We start from the raw sequence: 20,468 nt of genomic DNA, 5'->3' as shown, positions 1-20,468 counted from the left end.
GCCGTTCAGCATCCCGATATTGCGGGCGTGCCGGGAGGAGGAACATGAGACCACAACATCAAGGCACAGGCACGCCGTGGCTGCACCGGGGTCTGCTGGCGTGCATGCTTGTCGCAGGCGGCGCGTGTGCCCTTTTCCTCCTTTCCAAGCCCGACCTCGATGCCATTGCCCGCACCGGTATCAATGCTGAAATCGGGCGCATCGCCGGCGCGCACGCTGATCTGCGCGACGACAGCGCAGTGACAGTGCGCCCGGACCTGCGAGTGGTCGTGGATGATCCCGTCGTTGAGCTGGGGGACGATCAGGGCGCACTCCGCGTGGCGCGCATCGACGCGACCTTGCGCCCGACGCCGCTGCTGCAAGGGCAGGCCGAGATCGCGAGCCTGTATCTGCATCGCCCGCATCTGACGTTTGACAGTTTGGACGTCGCGGCCTTGTTTGGCCGCTGGGCAGACAACACAGAGGCCAAGACTGCGCCTGCCAGTATCGAGATCGTCGACGGCGTTCTGGATGTGGCGGACGCCGTGCACATTTCTGATCTGAACCTGTCCATCGCACAGCCCGGCGTCTCGGAGGGGGTGATGGTTCAGGGCGACTTTGTCGTCGGATCGCGACGTGCCAGCATCGCGTTGCAACTGGACGATCCGCACCGCGCCTTTTCCGAGACGGGCAGCCCGGGCAGCTTGTCGATCCGACTTGATCCGGCAGAGGAGCCTTTGCCTGCGGATCAGGGCGGTGCCGACCCCGGGACCGGCCTACTGGCGGATATGGGGCAGCTTGTCGACAATATTTCCGTGTTTGGGCGCAGGCCACTGACCATCGACGGGCATTTTGCGATGACACCGCGTGCGATCCGCATTTCCGATGCCACCGTCTCCCACAGCGGGATTGCGTTGACGGGCGATCTGCACCTGCGTGCGGCGGGGACCGACCTGCCCGCGCTGGCACAGCTGCTGGCCTTTCAACAGGGTGCGGATGCGGCGGTCACCGATCTGATGCACGCGGTGGATGCCGGGAACTGGGCCGATGCCCCGATCAGGACGGACTGGATCAACGGGCTGGAGGCCGACCTTACCCTCGCCGCTCAGGATCTTTCGGTCGGTGGCACCGGCATCGACGCGGTTTCCGTGTCTTTAGCAGCAAGCGCGGTGGGCGTGTCGCTGGACTTGCTGATCGACAGCGAAACGCTGGGCCGATTTTCGGCGCAGATGGGCATGACGCAGATGGGCGAGGTGGCGGTTGCCGCATCCCTGTCCGACGCTTCGGTGACCACGCTCAGCCAACCCATTGCGCGCCGCATGCAGGCCCGGCTGATCGGCACGCCGCAATTGCCCGAAGGGGCGCTCGACACCGACCTTCGGCTTGCCGGGCACGGCGCCACGCTGGGCGCGTTGTTTGGCAGCCTGTCGGGGCGTGTCACCGCGTCGATGCAGGATGGCAGCCTGAGCGGTGGCGACGTGACCGCAACGCTGCAGACCCTCGCCAACGGGCGCCAGTTCATGACCAAGGAGAAGGGGCCGCTTATTCCGGCGGCAGGCCGGACCTATTTCGACCACATCGACGGGCATGTGGGGATCGAGGCGGGCACTGCCCGCATATCGCGCCTGACCATCGCCGGCGACCGGCTTGAGATCGACATGTTGGGAGAGGTGGGGCTGAAGACTGGCACAGTGTCCGTTGTCGGCAACGCGCAGCTGTCGGCAGCGCAGGAACCGGAGGCGGAGGATGTCGCGCGCCATGTTGACCTGCCCTTTGGCATCGGCGGCACCGTCTTTACCCCCATGATTGCCGCAGGCGTGCCGGAGTTTGAGATGGCGGCGCATCTGCCGCCCCATCGCATGGCCCCGTGACGGAGACATGGAACGAGGTGCGCCGCTCCGCTGAAGCAGGGCGCGCATCGGACCCGGAAATTGAATTGAACACATGCCCAGCAGCACCCACCCACACCGTCGCCCACTGTATCAAAGCCCATGGCTGGCTACGGCGATTTTCCTGGTCTGGCTGATCTACTACGCCAGCCTGCTTTTTCCCGGTCTTGGCGGCATGTTGAACGCGGGGGATTCGGCCAAGTTCCAGACGCTGGGCCACACGTCGATCCTGGTTCACGGGCCGGGCTATCCTTTCGTGCTGCTGATGGGCACGGTTGTGCGCGCGCTTGACCTGCCGTTTGAACCATGGCGGGTGATGACGATTGCGCTTGCCTCGATCCCCGGCGCGCTGGCGGTCGCGATGAGCTTTCTGATCGTGGGGCGGTTGACGCGCAGCGTGTTGTTCGGTGTTGCGGCGGCCTTTCTGCTGGGCAGTGCGGGTTTGATGGCCGTGCAGGCGACCGAGGCGGAGGTCTATCCCCTCGCCCTCGCCTTTATCCTGTCCATCGTGTTTGCGCTGCTCCTGTTCGTTGAAACCAAGCGCACGCAGTACTTCCTCATCGCTTGCGCGATTTATGCACTGTCCTTTGGCAATCATCTGATGATGGTGATGCTGGCGCCGGTGGGGCTGCTGGTGATGGTGACGCACTACCGCCTGCTTTTGCGCCCCAAAGTGCTGTTGGCTGTCGTCGGCCTGCTGGCTGTGGGGGCAAGCCAGTACCTGTACCTTGCCTGGGTCACACACGCGCCCACGACCGCCTATTCCGAATATCTGCCATTGCCGCCCACGGCGTCCGAGCTGCGCGATTACATTGCGGGCACCTATTTCGGTGACCTCTATGGCTCTGGTCTGCAGTCGCTGCAGACGGCATCGGTCCTGTTGGGCACGCTGAGCCAGGCTCACCCCATGCTGTCCTTGCCCATTATCGCTGTGGGCCTTGCGCTGTTTGCTTTGGGGTGTCGGGGTCGGGATGCGGGTTGGATGGGCATCGGGCTGGTTCTGGGCACGGCGCTTGCCTTTGTGCCTTTCATGATCTGGTACGGCGCCTATGACATTCAGGCGTTCCACTTGCCTGTTCTCGGACCGCTTTTGATCGGTACGATTGCGGCCATCGGCTGGTGGGTCGCGCGCTGGCCCAGGGCGCGCCCGTGGCTCGGGGCGCTTCTGCTGACCGTCGGTGTGTTTCGGGCCGCGCAAATGGCGCTTTATCTTGATGCGCGGGAGCCGGATTACGCAGGTCTTGTCGATGCCCTTGACACGGTGATGGCGCAAGCGCCGGTCGATGAGCCCGTCGTGTCGATGTCCTACGGGCTGCGCATGGCGACGCTCTATCACGAACTTTTGGGCGATGTGCCACAACCGGCCACCTACCGCGTCACCTGGCGGACCGAGGAGGCGATCCCCGACCGTGGCCCTGTGGGCGGCGTGGTGATCCCGACGGATGGGGAACAGATGCTGCGTTGGATCGAACACCGCAATCCGGGCCTGTCGTGTCGCACGGTGCCGATCGAACAACCCGATCCGGTGACATGGCCCGCCTATGGCTTTGTGTGCGACCGGCTGGACGCATCGGCAGAAGCGGCGCGAGACTAGGCAGATGCCCGCTCATTGACCAAATGCTTGAAAAAGCTGGGCGACGCTGCGTCAACAATTCTTACATTACGTCACATGAGCGGCAATCCGCTTGATCTGTTGATACATACGCCGCACCTATTGCGCACGGGCACTGAGCCGAATCGCCAAAGCGCCCGAGACGTTCCGACTACAACCGTGTTCCGGCTATAGAAGGTACTCTACCTTGCGCATATCCCCTGCCCTGTTCGGCGTTTCGCTGTCCTCTTTTATCTTGTCCTGTTCTGGTCATTTGCCGATGGCCAGTGCCGACGTGGAACGCATGGACGCCATTGATACCATGGCCTTGTCCCAAGCCACCCTGCCCCTTGATCTGCCCGACGCAGAGGCACCTCAGCGGCTTCGCATAGTGGACACGGAGATCGTCAACCAATTGACCGGGGCGGCGTCCCCGAACGCCACCGATGCCCGGTGGAACGTGCATGGCACCGACCTGGGCCACATGTTCAAGCACAAGGGTGATTTGTTCATGGTGTTTGGCGACACCTATGGATCGGACGGTGGGGACTGGCGCAGCAACACGCTGGCCCGGATGGCCGATCCCGATCCGGCCAGCGACTTTTCCATCGCCTCGATGATCGAAACCGCGACGGGTGCGGCCAAGGAGGTGATCCGCTCGGCCAAGATCCCCGGCTTTGAGTGGACGGTGATCCCGACCAACGGCATCTCGCTCGGCGAGCGGATGGTGCTGCACTACATGTCGGTGCGCATGTGGGGGCAGGATGACAAGTGGTTCGTCCGCCGCTCTGGCCTCGCTTATTCCGATGATGACGGTCAGAACTGGACGCGGTCGGACACGGCCATGTGGCCCGCAGGCACCGGGTTCGAACAGGTGGCGTATGTGGATCACGGCGGCATGATCTATGTCTTCGGCATCCCGCAGGGCCGGTTTGGTGGCGTGCGTCTGGGCCGTGTGGCCCCGCAGGATGTGTTTGACCCGTCAGCATATGAATACTGGACCGGCATGGGCTGGGCGGCGGATGTCCAAGCGGCGCAGGCGGTCGTTCCAGCCCCGGCTGGTGAGCTGTCGGTTGCCTGGAGCGAAGCACACCAGTCCTGGCTGATGATGTATCTTGAGCCGGTGGAACGCGCGGTGATCCTGCGCACCGCACCGACCATGACCGGGCCATGGAGCGACGCGCAGATCGTGGCACATGCGGATGAGTATCCTGGCCTTTACGCGCCCTATATCGTGCCGGGCCAGACCATCGACGACACGGTGTATTTCACGATGTCGAAGTGGAAACCGGTCTATAATGTGTTTCTGATGAAGGGCAGGGTTGAAGCGTCGGCGGTGGATGTGGCCGCAATGGATACCACCGACCTGACAGAACCCGGCGGCATGGTCGATCAGATCGCGGAGTAAGTCGGCCGCGCGCCCCGCGCGACTTCGCTCATAATAGGAGGGCCTTCGGCGCTCTTTCGCCCCTTGCCGTCGCGAAGATTGCAAACGGGCGAAAATGCTCCGCCCCGCGGGCGCGATCTGGCAGGCTTTTGCCGCTGGCCGCGCCCTGACTTGCCGCGACGTGCGCGACCCACAACCTTGGTGATCAACAATCACGACATGCCCCGCTCAAGATTTCAGGCGGGCCGTGTCGCCTTCATCTGTTGGACGTGAGGATGTCGCCATGAAACGCAACTTGTGGGTTTTGAACAGGGGCCATGCAGCCACTTTGCTGGCCACCGCTCTGGTCGGTCTGCCCATGGCCGCGCAGGCCTATGTCGGGCCGGGCGCAGGATTGACCGCGATCGGCACCATGATCGCCCTGATCGCCGCGCTGGTCCTCGCTCTTGTCGGGTTCGTCTGGTATCCGATGAAGCGGATGATGCGCGCCAAAAAGGCCAAGGCAGACATCCAGCCCACCCCGAGCGAGACCGAGAGTTGAGCATCGCGGCCCTGTGTCTGGGCCTTGTCGCATTCATCTGGGTCCTGCGCATCCTGCATGCCCAACAGGTTGCGGGCGGTATCGTGACCACTACGCAAGACGCGCTCTCGGTGATGATGAACAGCGACCTTGCCGAGGAAGAGAAAGAGGCGCGGGTCCAGCGCGCGTCGATCAAGCTGCTCGGTGGCTTTTTCCGGATCACGGGCATTGGGGTTGCGGCCATCGGCGCGTCGGTGCTGGTCGTGTGGGGCGGCGCGACGCTGGGGTTCTACACAGTTGAACACGTCATCGCCGTTGCGCTGGGTTGGCCGTTCCTGCTCGGCTCCACGCTGGCCGCCATCGCGCTTTGGATTGCCCTTGACCGGCTGCGAAGAAGCCCGGCGGATGTCGATACGCGGGCCGAAGTGCCATATGGTCCGATGGACAAGGCGCTGCATGATTTCGCCTTTGCATCGTCCGAGCGTCAGGTCCGGCTTGGGTCTTTTGAGACCAAGCTGTACCGCCGTCGCATCGACATGGACGCGGCGCAGAGACCGGTCTTTGTCACCTCCCTGCCGCGTGCAGGCACGACCATCATGCTGGAAGGGCTCGCCACCCTCCCCGAATTTGCGTCGGCCACCTACCAGCATATGCCGTTCACGCTGTCCCCGCTCCTGTGGGGCGGGTTTTCCCGTGCGTTTCGCAAGGCCGGAGACAAGAGCGAGCGCGCCCATGGCGATGGGATCGAGGTTGGCATGGACAGCCCCGAAGCGTTTGAGGAAATGCTGTGGATGGCCTTCTGGTCCGAGCATTTCGAACGCGACCGCATCACGCTGTGGACGCCGGAGGATCGCAATCCGGAGTTCGAAACGTTTTTTCGGGAGCATATGGCCAAGGTCGTCGCAACGAAACCGGGTGCGACCCGCTACATCTCGAAAAACAACGCCAACATCGCGCGGCTTGAGCTGTTGGAGCGTCTGTTCCCCGACGCTTCTATCGTGGTGCCCATTCGCAATCCACGGGCGCAGGTGGCTTCGCTGATGGCGCAACACCTGCGATTTGCGGAATTGCATGCGCGGGAACCCTTTGCCCGCCGCTACATGGAGGGCATCGGACATTTCGAGTTCGGCGCGGCGCTGCGGCCCATTGCATTCGGTCCGCCGCGGGCAGGTGCTGTCGGTCCCGACCACGTGGATTTCTGGCTGCGCTATTGGATCGACGCCTATCAGCACGTTCTGGCAACAGCGGGGGCGGGCACCGTCTTCGTCGATCACGATGCGCTTTGTACTCAGCCGGGCAAAGTCCTGCCTGATCTGGCCGCGGCCATCGGAGTGCAGGGCGCTGACGACATCTTGGCCATGGCCGGGATTTTGCGGGCGCCGCGCCCAGCCCCGGATTTACCGAAGTCATCAAAGGACCTGCTGCACCGCGCCGATATTCTGCACGCCGAGCTGTGCAGCCAGTCCATCGGGGTCCAGCCCTCGTCACTTGGAAAGGTCATTCTATGAAACTGCCGTCGTCCGACAGCTTTGCGCGCGGGTTCTTTATCGTTTCGTTTGCGTTGATCGCCATGGTCTACGGGATCGTATCGTCCTGGTGGGGGTGGTTCCCGGCCCCCCAGATCGGTGAGGCGCACCGAACCTATCTGGATGTCTCGCAGAACTGGCGCAACGACATCGGGCTGGAACCCACCCGCCATCTGGTTGCACCGAACGACACGGGCACGCCCGAGCCGGACCGCGGATTTGAGCAGCGGCCCGGCACCGAGCGGATGCCTGGGTATGTGCTGATCGCGGGGTTGAGCGATGATCAGGACACGTCGGTCTTTGCCGTGCGATTGATGGACGCCAACGGCGACGAAGTGCACCGCTGGCCGATCAATTACGAGAATTTCGACCCCGACACGCCGCCCCAGAACGTCATGCTGCACGGCATGGAGGTGTTCGAGGATGGCTCCGTCGTTGTGACCTTTGACGTCGGCAATGCCATTGCGCGGGTCGACCAGTGTGGCCAGACCATGTGGAGCGTGCGCGGCGGCTTTCACCATTCGATCACGCGCGACGGGGCCGGAGGCATTTGGACCTGGTATGGCGAGGATATGGTGCGCCTTGATGCAGCGACCGGAGACAAGACGTTTTCCCTGAACCTGCGCAACGACATCGTCGCAGCCAGGGACGGAGATCAGCGCGCCATCTTTGACATTCGGGTGCGTATGCCCGACACCGCCGAGGAGCAGATCACCTATCTGCATGATCCGTTCCACCCTAATGATGTCGAGATGCTGCGCCCGGACATGGCCGACGCGTTCCCGATGTTCGAAGCGGGTGACTTGATGTTCAGCCTGCGCGAACCCAACCTCGTGGCCGTCGTGGACCCTCAAACCGGCATTCTGAAATGGTGGCAACACGGGCCGTGGTTCAAGCAGCACGACCCGGATTTCGAACCCGACGGGACCATCACCGTTTTCGACAATGCAACGGGTGCCATGCAGTCGCGGATCCTGCGGATTGACCCGCGCGACCGGCGTGTCACGGTCGATTTCGCAGGCACCGAGGACGAACCGTTTTATACTTGGCGGCGCGGCAAGCATCAGACGCTGCCCAACGGCAACCTGCTGCTGACCGAAGCCGAACATGGTCGTCTGCTTGAGGTGTCAGGTGACGGAGAGGTTGTATGGACCCACGACATGGTGTGGGACGAAGACAGCAACCTGATCGTGACCGAGGCCCGCCACGTGTCCGAGGATTTCTTTACCAATGGATTGCCGTCCTGCAACGAGACCATCGCCCTGGGGCGCTGACCCGTCCTCTCTTTTTGATCTCAACCCGCGCCAGGGCAGTTTGCCGCACAATGTCGCTTGCAAAATGGCGCGCATTTTACGATTGCACCCCGGAAAGGCATTTTGATCGGGTGTCAGACGCAACGCGCAAGTGAGCGCGTAAGGCACAGTGCGTGCGCACGACGTCCGACATAGCAAGGCAGGATTTCGGACAAGCAGCATGACGAATATTAGACGTAGTGTGGTCAAACGGTTGGTGCGCGGGCAGATGAAGTCGGCGCCCATTGCGAAGCTGTCGGCCTGTGGTCTAAGCCTGATGGGATACCGAGGATATCAGCTGGCCAACCTAGCTGATCACCCCGGCACAAGACTGGCCCCTGTCTTTGAGGCGTCGGAAAGCAGGGTGGCTGCGCCCCGCGCGCTGGGAGAAGACGCCGAGCTGCTTACCGGGCCGCTGCCGCCGATCCGCCCTGTGCTGCTCGAGGACGTCACGGCCAAATCGGGGTCATCATTCCTCTACAAAAAGCACGATGTGTTGCTGCCGGACGAGATGTACACAAAGCTCGACAGGATCAGTCTGCTCACCAACAGCGGGTTTTTCGTTCAGGACTACTTCGTCACGAAGCTAGATGGCACGGTTGCAATTCCCCAGGGCATTTGCGCCTTTGGGCATGGTGACGTGAACTGGTATCATTGGCTGGCCGAGATTTTGCCGGTCATCTATCTATCCCAGAACCTGCCTGCGGAATTCGACGATTACCCGTTGCTGCTGCCAGAGACGGCGGAGAAGATCCCATCGTTCAAACAGACGCTTGACCTGTTTCGCGGCAAACGCGAGGTGGTGATCCTGCGCGATGACACAGCGTACCGGATCGGCAGGCTTGTCCACGTCCCCTCACCAGTGTCAGGCCCGTTCAACATGCGTGACCACATGTGGCCGAGACCCTCTGACTACACGCAGAACGTCGGTGTGGTGCAGTATGTGCGCGAAACCATTCTGGACGCGCTTGCGATCGAACGCGAAGACGACAGCCCGAAACGTGTGATCCTGATCCGCCCGCCCGCGCGCGGTCCTACAATCAGGATGAAATCCGAGCGGCGGCCGAAGCCCGGGGGTTTGAAGCAGTGCAGATGGAAAAGCTGAGTTTCCGCGAGCAGGTGAGCTTGATGCACAATGCGGACTTCGTGATCGGCCCGACCGGGGCGGCCTTTGCAAACACTCTCTTCATGCGACCCGGCAGCCAAAGTCTGGTTTGGGCGTTGCGCGAATATGCGGGCGGGTGTTTTTTCTCGAACATGGCGCACGTATCCGGGTGCGAGATGACCTATTGTTTTGTCGAAGCAGATGAGCCGATCACCAGCACGTTTGATGCGTTTGGTGCGTCGTACCAGTTGCCGGTCGATGTGTTTTGCCAGCATCTTGACCAGTTGCTTGCGCGATCCCGCGACTACACGCGCAACATGGTGACCAGCTAAGGCAGCGCAGCTGGATGTGTTACCCTAGGCCCTAGGTTCGGCTTTTTCGTATTGGCGGTCATAGAGCCTGCGGAACAGTCCGTTCTGCGCCAGCAAGGTATTCAGGTCGCCCTGCTCTTCCACCCGGCCATCCTTGATCACCAGAATGAGGTCGGAATTGATGATCGTGGACAAGCGGTGCGCGATGACGATGGTTGTCCGGCCCTTGGTCAATTCGTCCAGCGCCTGCTTGACCAGGTGCTCGGATTCGGAATCAAGCGCGCTTGTCGCCTCATCCATCAACAGGATCGGGCTGTCGCGCAGGACGGCTCGCGCGATGGCCAGACGTTGCCTCTGACCGCCTGACAGGCTGGCGCCGTTTTCGCCGACAATGGTATCGTACCCGTCCTCGAACTGGCTGATGAAGTCATGGGCATGTGCGGCTTTGGCCGCCGCGATGATTTCGTCGTCGGTGGTTTCCGGTTTGCCAAGGGCGATGTTCTGCCGGATCGTGCCGGAAAACAGGAATGTGTCCTGCCCGACAAAGGCGATCTTTTCCCGGAGCGAGGCAAAGGTCGCTTCGCGCAGGTCCATGTCACCGATCTCGATGCGCCCTGAGGTGGGGTCATACATGCGCATGATCAGGTTCATGATCGTGGACTTGCCACCGCCTGATGGGCCCACAAGGGCCGTTGTTCTGCCCGCAGGAAAAACGACGTCGAGCCCGTTCAGGATCGCCTGATCGTCCCTGTATTCAAAATGCACGTCCCGAAGGTGCACGGCGCTGGCGCCTTCAGGCAGGTCGCGCGCGTTGTCCGCCTCGACCAGCGTGACAGGCATGTCCACAACTTCGTACATCACGCCGACACCGATCATCCCCGCCTCGATCGTAACCCGCATCCGTGCCAGACGTTTGGCCGGCTCATAGGCCATCAAAAGCGCCGTCACGAAGGACATCAGCTGTCCGGGTGTGCTTGCCGCTTCTCCAAAAAGGTTCACCACGCTCAGCGCCACAACGGCGGCAATGGCAAATCCGGACAGGGTTTCCATCAACGGGCTTGTGGCCGCCTCAAGCCGCGCAATCGCGTTGGCACGATCCTCGACATTGGCCACGGCGGAATGCATCCGCTTGTTCATCCGGTCCTCAAGCGCAAAAGCCTTGACCACACGGATACCAATGGCCGTTTCCTGAATGACCTTGATGATCTCGGCCATCGAGGTCATCTCGGCCTGCATGATTTCGCGCACACGCACCAGAATACGCCGCACGCCAAAAAGAGCGACGGGCCCGAAAACCAGGGAAAACAGCGACAGCGTCGGCTGCTGATAGATCATGACAGCGATCAGCCCGATCAGCGTCAGCAAGTCGCGCACAAATCCCATCACCAGCGTTTCAACCACCGTTCGGGCCGCTTGCGCCGAATAGGTCACCCGCATCAACAGGTCGGACGAATCCCGTTCGTTGAAAAAGGAGACGCCATGTTTCAGGATCGCGGCATAGAGGCGCCGCTGCTGTGCCGCGACAATACTGTTGCCTGCCCGGCTGAGAAACACGGTCTGTATGTACGTTGCGATGCCTTTGATCGTAAAGATCAGCGCCACGGATGCGGCCACGCCAAAGACCTGCGCCCGGTTGCCGGACTCGATCATCGAGTCGATGATGTCCTTCATGATCCAGGCGGTCAGCGCTGTTGTCGCAGCGATACCGACCATCGCTACCATCGCAATCGAATAGTTCCGGATCTGAAGGCGGAAATTTTCCCGCAGCAGGCGGACGATCAGTCTGCTGTTCAACCGGTCGAGCGTGCTCTCAAACATGCAGATACATTCTGGTTCCGTTGGACAAGGATGGACAGCTAGGCATTAAACCATATTCTGTAAAGTCGAAACGACGACACAGCGTCATTGCGCCGTTTGCGCATTCCGCAAGACGCCCATGTGACGGTCCTTGTCTCTTTCAAATTGCGCACGTGTGTAGCGGAAAAAGATGTCCTGCGCATCGCGCCCCGTCTCAACAGCACCCAATCGCCTGTAAAACGCCAGGGCGCGGGCGTTGCCGATGCGCGCATCAAAGTTGGATGTCGCGAGGCCCAAACGCTCGAACGCGATCACGTAACTCAGCACGGCACTTTCCAACGCTGCCTTCGACGGCTTTGTACTGTCAAGGATCCAACTGCCCCAGGTGAAGTGATCCGCTTCGATGTCGTAGAGCCGAACAAGGCCGCAGGGCTGCGCCGTGTCTCGCCGCTCTATGACATAATAGAACTCTTCACCCGCCGCTTCGCGGTCTAGGTAGCGGTGCAGCCAGTTTGCCTGATCCTCCACCGTGCCCGTCACCGCGGAAAGGTGCTGGTTGTAGGCTGGATCCATGCGCAGCCCGTGGATGTACCCGGCGTCTTCGGGTCGCGCCAGGCGTAGGGCCAGGCGCACACCCTCAATCCGTTCAACGCCCTTCTGCGTCATGGTCTGATCACCTCTGTTGTCGTTGCGCGACGGCGCGTTGGGTCCGATCTGGTTGCAAACGGTCCACCAAATAGCCGAATAAGGCGAGTGACTGTCGCATTCCACATCGGCAAGAACAAGTGTAGACCGACGGCAAACCCGAACCTTGGAATATGGCTGAGTACATGGCGCACATCCCCTTTCTCGATCTTCGCGCGGCCTATCTGGCGCTGCAACCGGACATTGACGCGGCCGTTCAGCGCGTTCTGGCAAGCGGGTGGTACATTCAAGGGCCGGAGGTTGAGGCTTTCGAGGCAGCCTATGCCGCCTATTGCGGTGCAGCCCATTGTGTGGGTGTCGCCAACGGCCTTGATGCGCTGATCCTGGGCCTGCGCGCCCTGGACATCGGCCCCGGCGATGAGGTCATCGTGCCGTCCCACACATTCGTGGCCACATGGCTCGCCGTGTCCGCCGTCGGTGCAACGCCGATCCCGGTTGAACCGCACGCGCAGACCTACAACGTCGATCCGGCGCTTATTCCGGCTGCCATCACAGCACGCACCCGTGCGGTGATCGCTGTTCACCTTTACGGCCAACCCGCTGATCTTGATCCGCTCCTCGAAGTTGCCCAAAAACACAACCTTGCCCTGGTTGAGGATGCAGCCCAGGCGCATGGTGCCATGTATAAGGGCCGCCGCATCGGCGCCCATGGTGACGTGGTATGCTGGAGCTTTTATCCCGGCAAGAACCTCGGCGCGCTAGGCGATGGCGGGGCGATCACCACGGACCGTGCAGACATCGCAGACCAGGTTCGCGTGCTGGGCAACTATGGCTCCAGCAAGAAATACGTAAACGATGAACAGGGCACCAACAGTCGGCTTGATCCAGTGCAGGCCGCTGCCCTGGCGGTCAAACTTGAGCATCTGGATGCGTGGACGGCGCGGCGGCGCGAGATTGCGGGCCGGTACAGCAGCGCGCTGCAGGATGTCACGACGCCCTTCGTCCCGAACTGGGCCGATCCGGTCTGGCACCTTTATGTTGTGCAACACCCGAAGCGGGACGCCCTGATGGCCAAGCTGTCCGAGGAGGGGATCAGCACCCTGATCCACTACCCGATCGCGCCGCATCGGCAAAAAGCCTATGCCGAGCTTGGATATGCCGCGGGCGCGTTCCCGCTGGCCGAGACGCTGGCAGACAACATGCTCAGCCTGCCGATCGGACCGCAGATGCCCGACGCGGACGTGGACCGGGTCATCGAGACCGTCAACAGGGTGGCGCCGACGCTGTAGTGTCGGACCGCAACCATCAGAATGTCATCGCCATCACTCTCCTATATCCTGCTGACATACAATCAGCGCGACACCGTGGCAGCGGCGGTCAGATCGGCGCTTGAGCAGACGGATGTCGCCTTGGAAATCGTCATCTCGGATGATTGTTCGCCGGATGACACCTTTGACGTGATCGAGAAAACAGTGGCGGGCTATAGCGGACCGCACCGGATTATCCTCAACCGTAACCCGCACAACCTCGGGCTTGCGGGCAACCTCGACAAGACACACGAACTCAGCAACGGTGACGTGCTGATCGCTGCGGCGGGCGATGACATGTCCTATCCGCATCGCAGCGCCAGGATTGCGCAGGCGTTCGAGGAAGAGGACGCCTTGCTTGTCTGCTCTTACGCTGACGTGATTGACCCCGATGACCAGCCGGTCGATGGGAATTTCAGAACCGCGCTGTTCTACAATAGCTGGGATACCGCCCGGGCTGCCCGGTCCAAGGCGCTGTATATCGGTGCGACGGGCGCGTGGCACCGCAGTCTTTATGAAAAGTACGGTCCCCTCGACCCGGATGCTTATGAGGATTTGGTGCTTGGCTTCCGCGCCGCCTTGGAAGACCGCGTTGCGGTGATCAAGAAACCGCTTGTGAAGTATCGACTGGGCACTGGCCTGACAAGTTCCGACGGGTACCATGTGGACATGGCCGCGTTCAAAAACCGGCGCAAAAAGGGTTTCACGGCGCAGCAGGCCATCATGCGCCAGCGGACGCTCGACGCACTGCACTTCGGCCTGACCGGCAATCACAGAGTTCTGGATGTCTTGCGCAAGGAACAGGTGAAGGCGGATCTGGGGACTGCATACTACGCCGACGACGGTGCCGTGTTTCGTGGTCTGGCGATACGCCACCCTTTGCTAGCTCTTTACACGTGGCGATCAGAACGCAGACGCGCCCGCAAGATGGGGCGCTGAACATGGCTGAAATCTCCGTTCTCCTGCCCGTCTACAACGGTGCGGCGTATTTGGACGAAACACTTGCGTCCTTGCGCCAACAGGACTTTTCCGCGTTCGAGGTGCTGTGCATCGACGATTGTTCGACCGATGACAGCCGCGCCGTGATTCAACGCCACGCGGACGCAGACGACCGGATCACATACATGAACACCGGTCAAAACCTTGGCAGCGCGGCCAAGGCAGTGAATTTCGCGGCTCCGCACGCAACCGGGCGGTGGTTTGTCTATTCCTCACAGGATGATCTGTTTTCTCCCGATTGGCTGTCGCAACTTCATGCGCGGGCGGTTGAGACCGGTGCCGATGCGGTTCTTCCCGATGTTGTGTTCTACCACCGCGATGGGGCCGAAGATCGCAGGATCACTGGTTACCGTGGCGACCGAACCGCCATCCTGTCTGGGCGCGAGGCCTTTGTCGCGTCGCTGGACTGGACGATTCCGGGCAACGCGCTGTGGCCCATGCGCCTTCTGAAAACCAACGGCTTTGATGACTTCAACGCCTTTGCCGATGAATACACCGTGCGACGGTTTTTTCTCGCCTGCGACAGCATCGCCTTTTGCGAGGGGGTGTTTTTCTACCGGCAGGACAATGCCGCAGCAATCACGAAGGGTCCAAGTGCGGCACGACTTGATGCGGCCGATGCCAGTCTGCGCCTGTGGCAGCTGATATGCGACAATGACTTTGGGCCGGATGTGCATGGGCCTTTTGCATTGCGCACCTTGCGCGCTGCCATCCGTGCACAGGCGATAGTGTTCAACGCGCCGCACCTTGCCAGTGAAATGCCACGCTTGACCGAAGTGTGGCGCGCGATGCACTGCTCTGAGGCGTTTCAAACCTCTTTGGCCGCATCGGGATCAAGCGCATTCAAGCGGTCAGTGTACCAACGTGCCGTTCGATCGCACGCATGGTTTTTGCGACTTGCCCGACTGTCTGCCCTGATGGCCCGGCGCAAAAGCCGGTGATACAGCTCGTATGCCAAACTCCGCGCAGCGCGAGAAACACGTTTCAAATCCTGCCACACACGGTATGAAAGAAGTCCCCGCGGACGCGGAGGCACCAGACACCAGCCTTGGCAACAGAAACCAAACCTGAGACGACATCGACATGAACGAAGACATCCCCCACTTCAACGGAAACGCCCGCATGATCGACCTGCCGATCGTCTCTGATCCGCGCGGTGATCTGACCTTCATGGAAGGGGGCCGCCACGTTCCGTTTGATATTCGGCGGGTATACTACCTTTACAATGTCCCCGTGGATTCCGAGCGTGGCGGGCACGCGCACCGCGAGCTTGAACAGGTTATCTTCGCTCTGTCAGGAAGCTTTCGCATGAAGATCGACGACGGCACGACGCAAGCGGATGTCTGGCTGCGCAACCCCAGAAAGGGTCTCTACATCAAGAACATGGTGTGGCGCGAAATGGACAACTTCAGCCAGGGCGCCGTGTGTATGGTTCTCGCGTCTCACTTCTACGATGAAGCGGACTACTATCGCGACTATTCCGAGTTTCTGGCCGCAAGCCAGGCCGCCTGACAGCTGAAAGGGCCTTGCTTCGGACGGTCAGGGGTATCAGGTGTCCAACGTGTTCTCTGTCTCCCGGCTTAAATACTGGGACACGGATGGGTCCATTCCTGATGCTCGAACTCTTCGGGCTCCGCGTCGGCACCGACCCGGTCCAGCAAGGCCTCAAGCAGATGGCCGATAACTGATGATGGACAGGCACAAGTCCACAGATGGAAATGGAACACCTGTTTCTCCATCCCGCAGTTTCGCACGACAGCCCCGTCGGCTGCTGGAGAGAGCCATTGTGAAAATTCACGCTGCGCAGTAGGTATCCTGACGCACAGGAAAAAGAGCAGTCGGCACAAACCCTTCATGTCACAAGACATCTACGTCACCCGCCCGCATCTGCCGCCACTGGAAGAATTTCAGGGGCTGCTTAACAAGATTTGGGAAAGCGGGCACCTGACAAACAGCGGCCCCTATCACCAGCAGCTGGAACAAGCGCTGTGCGACTACCTCAAGGTGCCGTATATCTCGCTGTTCAACAACGGAACCATCGCGCTTGTGACCGCACTGCGCGCACTTGGGATCAAGGGTGAGGTCATCACGACCCCCTTTTCCTTCGTTGCGACGTCACATGCCATTCTCTGGACCGAGTGCACCCCGGTCTTTGTGGATGTGGATCCAGTCAGTCTGAACCTCGACCCCGCGCAGGTCAATTCGGCCATCACAAAGGACACCGCGGCCATTTTGCCCGTCCACTGCTATGGGCATCCGGCCGATGTTGATGCGATCGACGCCATCGGTGCGGAACACGGCATTCCGGTCGTGTATGATGCCGCTCACGCCTTTGGGGTCGAATGTCATTGCGGGTCGGTCCTGACCCATGGCGACCTGTCAGTGCTCAGCTTTCACGCAACCAAGGTGTTCAACACCTTCGAAGGCGGGGCCGTCGTATGCAAGACACCAGAAATGAAGCGCTATGTCGACCAGCTGAAAAACTTCGGCCACGAGGGCGAGACAGTGGTGATCGAAACCGGCATCAACGGCAAGATGAGCGAGATCAACGCAGCCATGGGCTTGCTCCAGCTCAACCATATTGATGCGGCAATCGCGCAACGGGCAGAGATTGACCGCCAGTACCGCGAACGGCTGGCTGACCTGCCGGGTATTCATTGCGTGGAAGACAGCGGACAGATACGGGCGAACTACGCCTACTTCCCCATCCGCGTCGGCCCCGAATTTCCGATTTCGCGCGATGCACTGTATCACTACATGAAAGAACGAGGGGTGCACCCCCGGCGCTATTTCTATCCGCTCATCCCGGAATTCCCGATGTACAGCGCGCTGCCGACAGCGGACAAGACGCTGCTGCCTCATGCGGCACGCGCGGCAGATGAAATCCTGTGTCTGCCGATCTATCCCGGCCTCGACCAGGCATCGCTGACCCGCATCATCGCGCTGCTGCATGATGCAGCCGCCTCCGGCACATAGCGCGTATTGCCATGCGCGCAGCGATCATGCAGCCCTATCTTCTGCCCTATATTGGCTATTTCCAGCTGATTGCGCATGCAGACACGTTTGTCGTCTATGACGATATCCAGTTCAGCAAGAAAGGGTGGATCAATCGCAACCGGTTCCTGCGCAATGGCGCAGCGGTGATGTTCACCCTGCCGCTGCGCAAGGATTCCGATTACCTTGATGTCCGTGACCGCGACATCGCCGATGCATATGACCCCAAAAAGCTGATGGCGCAGATTGCAAACGCGTATCGCAAGGCGCCTCAATTCGCCAATGCCATGCCGGTGGTCGAAGAGATCCTAGGATATCCCGAACGCAATCTGTTCACCTTCATTCACCACAGCGTCACGCGGGTCTGCACCTATCTGGGCCTGGATACGCCCATCGTTGTGTCCTCGTCCCTTGGCGACACGACAGGACTGAAAGGACAGGACCGGGTTCTGGCGATTTGCGAGGCTGTCTCAGCAACCAGCTACGTCAACCCGATTGGCGGTCTCGACCTTTATCAGGCATCCGCTTTTCGGGCGCGCGGCATGGATCTGCACTTCATGCGGCGGACGTCGATTGAATATGAACAGTTTGGGCACCCCTTTGTGCCGGATCTGTCGATCCTCGACATCATAATGTTCAATTCAGTGGATGCGGCACGCAGCCTGATCACCGATTGCTACGAAATGGTGGCGCCAAAAGATGAGTGACGGATTTGTCTGGACCAAGCTGGGCAAGGTGTTCGACCCTGTCGATCATCCGGGCCGCGACTGGATGGCGTCCTTTGCGCAGGCACCTGCAACGCTGATCCGCGACGATCACGTGCGGGTTTACTTCTCGACCCGGCCAGCCCCGGACGCAAACGGGCAGTTCAAAAGCTACTCCGCCTGGGTCGATCTGGATCGTCGCAATCTGACCCGCGTGATCCGCGTCGCGGACGCGCCGGTTCTTGAGCTGGGCGAGACGGGGACCTTCGACGAATTCGGAACCTATCCGTTTTCGGCAGTCGACACCGATGAGGGCGTCCTGGCCTGCTATGCGGGATGGACGCGATGCGAAAGTGTGCCCTTTGATGTGGCCATTGGCGCCGCACTCAGTACGGACGGCGGCACCCGGTTTGAAAAACTGGGTTCCGGTCCGATCATCGGCCTGTCACCGGACGAACCCTTTGTGATGAGCGGTCCAAAGCTGCGCCGATTTGGAGACGTGTACTATCTGTTCTACATCGCGGGCACGAAATGGCTGATGCACGCGGGGCGGGCCGAACCCGTCTACCGCATTCGCATGGCGTGGTCCGAGGACGGGCGGACCTGGCACAAGCATGGCGCACACCTGATCGACACGGCCGTCGAAGAGGATGAAGCACAGGCAAGCCCCGATGTGCACTTCCACGACGGACGATATCACATGTTCTTTTGCTACCGTTACTCCACCGACTACCGCGGACATGCCCGCGGGTATCGCATCGGATACGCCCACAGCGACGACATGATCACGTGGCACCGGGACGATGCGCTGGCGGGGATGCACCCGTCGGACGAGGGTTGGGACAGCGAAATGGTATCCTACCCCCACGTTTTTTCCGTCGATGGCATCACCTACATGGCCTATCTCGGCAATGGTGTCGGCCGCGAAGGGTTCGGACTTGCACGGCTTGAGGCACGCCCATGATGGTAGAGAAGCTTGGCAAGCTATTTGATCCCGGCGCACACGAGCTGATGCACGGCCCAGGGCTGTTTGCGCAATCGCCGCAGACGCTCGCCTTGCCGGGCGGGGGCGTACGTATCTACTTCTCGACCCGTTCTGCGGATGGGAACAGCGGCAAGTTCATCAGCCACGTCTCCTATGCCGATGTCGCGGATGATCTGACAACACTTGTCGATGTCGCGCGGCACGAGGTGCTGGCACGCGGCCCCCTGGGCGCATTTGACGAGCATGGTGTTTTTCCATTGAACCCCGTTCAGGTCAGGGATGAGGTGTGGGGATACACCACCGGCTGGACCCGCCGGGTGTCGGTATCCGTAGACACCGCCATCGGTCTGGTCAAAAGCCGTGATGGAGGTCGCACGTTCCAACGCGTCGGCACGGGGCCGGTGCTGAGCGCAAGCCTGCATGAACCGTTTCTGGTGGGCGACGGCTTTGTCCGCCAGATCGGCGACCAGTTCCGCATGTGGTACATCTTTGGCCAACGCTGGGAACGCGAGACTGAAGAGGCCGCCCCAGACCGCGTCTACAAGATCGCGCAAGCCTGGTCCGATGATGGCCAAAACTGGCAGCGCACCTCCGGCGAAACGATCCTGCCGGATGTACTGGGGCGCAACGAATGCCAGGCGCTGCCCAGCGTGGCCTATTTCGATGGGCACTATCACATGGTCTTTTGCTATCGACACATCCACGGCTTCCGCACGGACCCGACCAAAGGCTACCGGCTGGGCTATGCGCGATCGGAGGACGCGGTCACTTGGGACCGGGATGACGCAGCGCTCGGGCTGACAGGCACGCCGGGCGCGTGGGACGCCGACATGCAATGCTACCCGCACATCTTTGTGCATCAGGGCGCACTGTACCTCCTCTACAACGGCAACGCGTTCGGGAAAGACGGCTTTGGCCTGGCGCGCCTGTCCCCATGACGGCGCGTGTGGACGTCACGCGCAACACCGCGAACACAGCACAGGTCGCAGCGCTCCTGACCGCCTGCGATCAGGATTTTTCCCCGCCGCTGTCCGACCGCCAGGACATCGCCGACTACGCCACCCGCATCTGCAATCGCGCCGAACGGTTCGAGCATTGGGCGGCGGGCACATTGGCGGGGCTGGTCGCGATCTATTGCATCACCCCGCCGGGACGCCCCGCCTTCATTACAAACGTCAGCGTACGGACCGACCATCGCGGGCGCGGCATTGCCGATACGCTGCTCAGCGCCGCCATCGTGCATGCGACATCCCGCGGCTTCGACAGCATAGCACTGGAAGTTGACGCACATGCCAGTGCCGCGCGGCGCCTTTATGCAAAGCACGGATTTCGGCCCGCACCGGTCGCGGGATCAACAGACTTGTTCGAGTTGAAGCTGTAAAACGGTTCCAACCTTCCGCGCTTTGCTATACCCGGCTTGGAACCGCTGCAGGTCCC

At 61.0% G+C, this 20,468-nt stretch carries 19 protein-coding genes; 17 read left to right on the top strand and 2 right to left on the bottom strand.

Going from position 1 to position 20,468, the window contains the following annotated elements:
* Positions 1 to 44 precede the first annotated feature (44 nt).
* The 8 genes from BWR18_RS19470 to BWR18_RS19435 all read left to right on the top strand — a co-directional run bounded on the left by BWR18_RS19470 (position 45) and on the right by BWR18_RS19435 (position 9,621).
* Positions 45 to 1,850 carry an AsmA family protein gene (locus BWR18_RS19470; protein WP_076630494.1) on the top strand — a complete coding sequence of 602 codons (1,806 nt, stop codon included), beginning with the start codon at positions 45 to 47 and terminating at the stop codon, positions 1,848 to 1,850.
* 73 nt (positions 1,851 to 1,923) lie between these two features.
* Positions 1,924 to 3,462 (top strand): protein O-mannosyl-transferase family, encoded by a 1,539-nt coding sequence (locus tag BWR18_RS19465; protein ID WP_076630493.1) that lies wholly within the window; start codon positions 1,924 to 1,926, stop codon positions 3,460 to 3,462.
* Positions 3,463 to 3,739: 277 nt separating this feature from the next.
* On the top strand, positions 3,740 to 4,867 hold the full coding sequence (locus BWR18_RS19460; protein WP_076630491.1) for a DUF4185 domain-containing protein: 1,128 nt from the start codon (positions 3,740 to 3,742) through the stop codon (positions 4,865 to 4,867).
* Positions 4,868 to 5,129: 262 nt separating this feature from the next.
* Positions 5,130 to 5,387 carry a hypothetical protein gene (locus BWR18_RS19455; RefSeq protein WP_254685008.1) on the top strand — a complete coding sequence of 86 codons (258 nt, stop codon included), beginning with the start codon at positions 5,130 to 5,132 and terminating at the stop codon, positions 5,385 to 5,387.
* Positions 5,384 to 6,874: a sulfotransferase gene (locus tag BWR18_RS19450; protein ID WP_076630489.1), complete on the top strand. Its 1,491-nt coding sequence runs from the start codon at positions 5,384 to 5,386 to the stop codon at positions 6,872 to 6,874. The genes BWR18_RS19455 and BWR18_RS19450 overlap by 4 nt, the downstream gene beginning before the upstream one ends.
* Complete coding sequence (locus BWR18_RS19445; RefSeq protein WP_076630488.1) at positions 6,871 to 8,166, top strand: arylsulfotransferase family protein; 1,296 nt, start codon at positions 6,871 to 6,873, stop codon at positions 8,164 to 8,166. Before BWR18_RS19450 ends, BWR18_RS19445 begins: the two co-directional genes overlap by 4 nt.
* Positions 8,167 to 8,365: 199 nt before the next feature.
* Positions 8,366 to 9,289: a glycosyltransferase 61 family protein gene (locus BWR18_RS19440; RefSeq protein WP_083957918.1), complete on the top strand. Its 924-nt coding sequence runs from the start codon at positions 8,366 to 8,368 to the stop codon at positions 9,287 to 9,289.
* Positions 9,271 to 9,621, top strand: coding sequence for a glycosyltransferase 61 family protein (locus BWR18_RS19435; RefSeq protein ID WP_076630484.1), 351 nt, complete (start codon positions 9,271 to 9,273; stop codon positions 9,619 to 9,621). Before BWR18_RS19440 ends, BWR18_RS19435 begins: the two co-directional genes overlap by 19 nt.
* Before the next feature lie 24 nt (positions 9,622 to 9,645).
* On the opposite strand, the gene BWR18_RS19430 is transcribed toward BWR18_RS19435, so the two are convergent.
* The gene (locus BWR18_RS19430) at positions 9,646 to 11,418 is read right to left on the bottom strand and encodes an ABC transporter ATP-binding protein (protein WP_076630483.1); all 1,773 of its coding nucleotides are present in this window, start codon (positions 11,416 to 11,418) and stop codon (positions 9,646 to 9,648) included.
* Between the two features lie 84 nt (positions 11,419 to 11,502).
* Positions 11,503 to 12,063 carry a GNAT family N-acetyltransferase gene (locus tag BWR18_RS19425; RefSeq protein ID WP_076630534.1) on the bottom strand — a complete coding sequence of 187 codons (561 nt, stop codon included), beginning with the start codon at positions 12,061 to 12,063 and terminating at the stop codon, positions 11,503 to 11,505.
* 164 nt (positions 12,064 to 12,227) lie between these two features.
* Here BWR18_RS19425 and BWR18_RS19420 point away from each other — a divergent pair, with 164 nt between their 5' ends.
* The 9 genes from BWR18_RS19420 (at position 12,228) to BWR18_RS19380 (ending at position 20,412) form a co-directional block, all read left to right on the top strand.
* A complete protein-coding gene (locus BWR18_RS19420) occupies positions 12,228 to 13,331 on the top strand; it encodes a DegT/DnrJ/EryC1/StrS family aminotransferase (RefSeq protein ID WP_076630481.1) in 1,104 nt (367 codons plus the stop codon).
* Positions 13,332 to 13,352: 21 nt separating this feature from the next.
* Positions 13,353 to 14,288: a glycosyltransferase gene (locus tag BWR18_RS19415; RefSeq protein ID WP_076630479.1), complete on the top strand. Its 936-nt coding sequence runs from the start codon at positions 13,353 to 13,355 to the stop codon at positions 14,286 to 14,288.
* Positions 14,289 to 14,290: 2 nt separating this feature from the next.
* Positions 14,291 to 15,289 (top strand): glycosyltransferase family 2 protein, encoded by a 999-nt coding sequence (locus BWR18_RS19410; protein ID WP_157598937.1) that lies wholly within the window; start codon positions 14,291 to 14,293, stop codon positions 15,287 to 15,289.
* A gap of 142 nt (positions 15,290 to 15,431) precedes the next feature.
* On the top strand, positions 15,432 to 15,860 hold the full coding sequence (locus BWR18_RS19405; protein ID WP_076630477.1) for a sugar 3,4-ketoisomerase: 429 nt from the start codon (positions 15,432 to 15,434) through the stop codon (positions 15,858 to 15,860).
* 342 nt (positions 15,861 to 16,202) lie between these two features.
* Positions 16,203 to 17,324, top strand: a complete 1,122-nt coding sequence (locus BWR18_RS19400) for a DegT/DnrJ/EryC1/StrS family aminotransferase (RefSeq protein WP_076630475.1) — start codon at positions 16,203 to 16,205, stop codon at positions 17,322 to 17,324.
* 26 nt (positions 17,325 to 17,350) lie between these two features.
* A complete protein-coding gene (locus tag BWR18_RS19395) occupies positions 17,351 to 18,049 on the top strand; it encodes a WbqC family protein (protein ID WP_254685007.1) in 699 nt (232 codons plus the stop codon).
* Positions 18,042 to 19,010, top strand: a complete 969-nt coding sequence (locus BWR18_RS19390; RefSeq protein WP_076630473.1) for a glycosylase — start codon at positions 18,042 to 18,044, stop codon at positions 19,008 to 19,010. Before BWR18_RS19395 ends, BWR18_RS19390 begins: the two co-directional genes overlap by 8 nt.
* The gene (locus BWR18_RS19385) at positions 19,007 to 19,969 is read left to right on the top strand and encodes a hypothetical protein (RefSeq protein ID WP_076630471.1); all 963 of its coding nucleotides are present in this window, start codon (positions 19,007 to 19,009) and stop codon (positions 19,967 to 19,969) included. Before BWR18_RS19390 ends, BWR18_RS19385 begins: the two co-directional genes overlap by 4 nt.
* Positions 19,966 to 20,412 carry a GNAT family N-acetyltransferase gene (locus BWR18_RS19380; RefSeq protein WP_076630470.1) on the top strand — a complete coding sequence of 149 codons (447 nt, stop codon included), beginning with the start codon at positions 19,966 to 19,968 and terminating at the stop codon, positions 20,410 to 20,412. Before BWR18_RS19385 ends, BWR18_RS19380 begins: the two co-directional genes overlap by 4 nt.
* Positions 20,413 to 20,468: the final 56 nt, after the last annotated feature.

The organism is Tateyamaria omphalii, from assembly GCF_001969365.1.
Lineage (GTDB): Bacteria > Pseudomonadota > Alphaproteobacteria > Rhodobacterales > Rhodobacteraceae > Tateyamaria > Tateyamaria omphalii_A.
The sequence above is the reverse complement of the archived record's forward strand: the minus strand, read 5'-3'. Positions and strand labels throughout refer to the sequence as shown.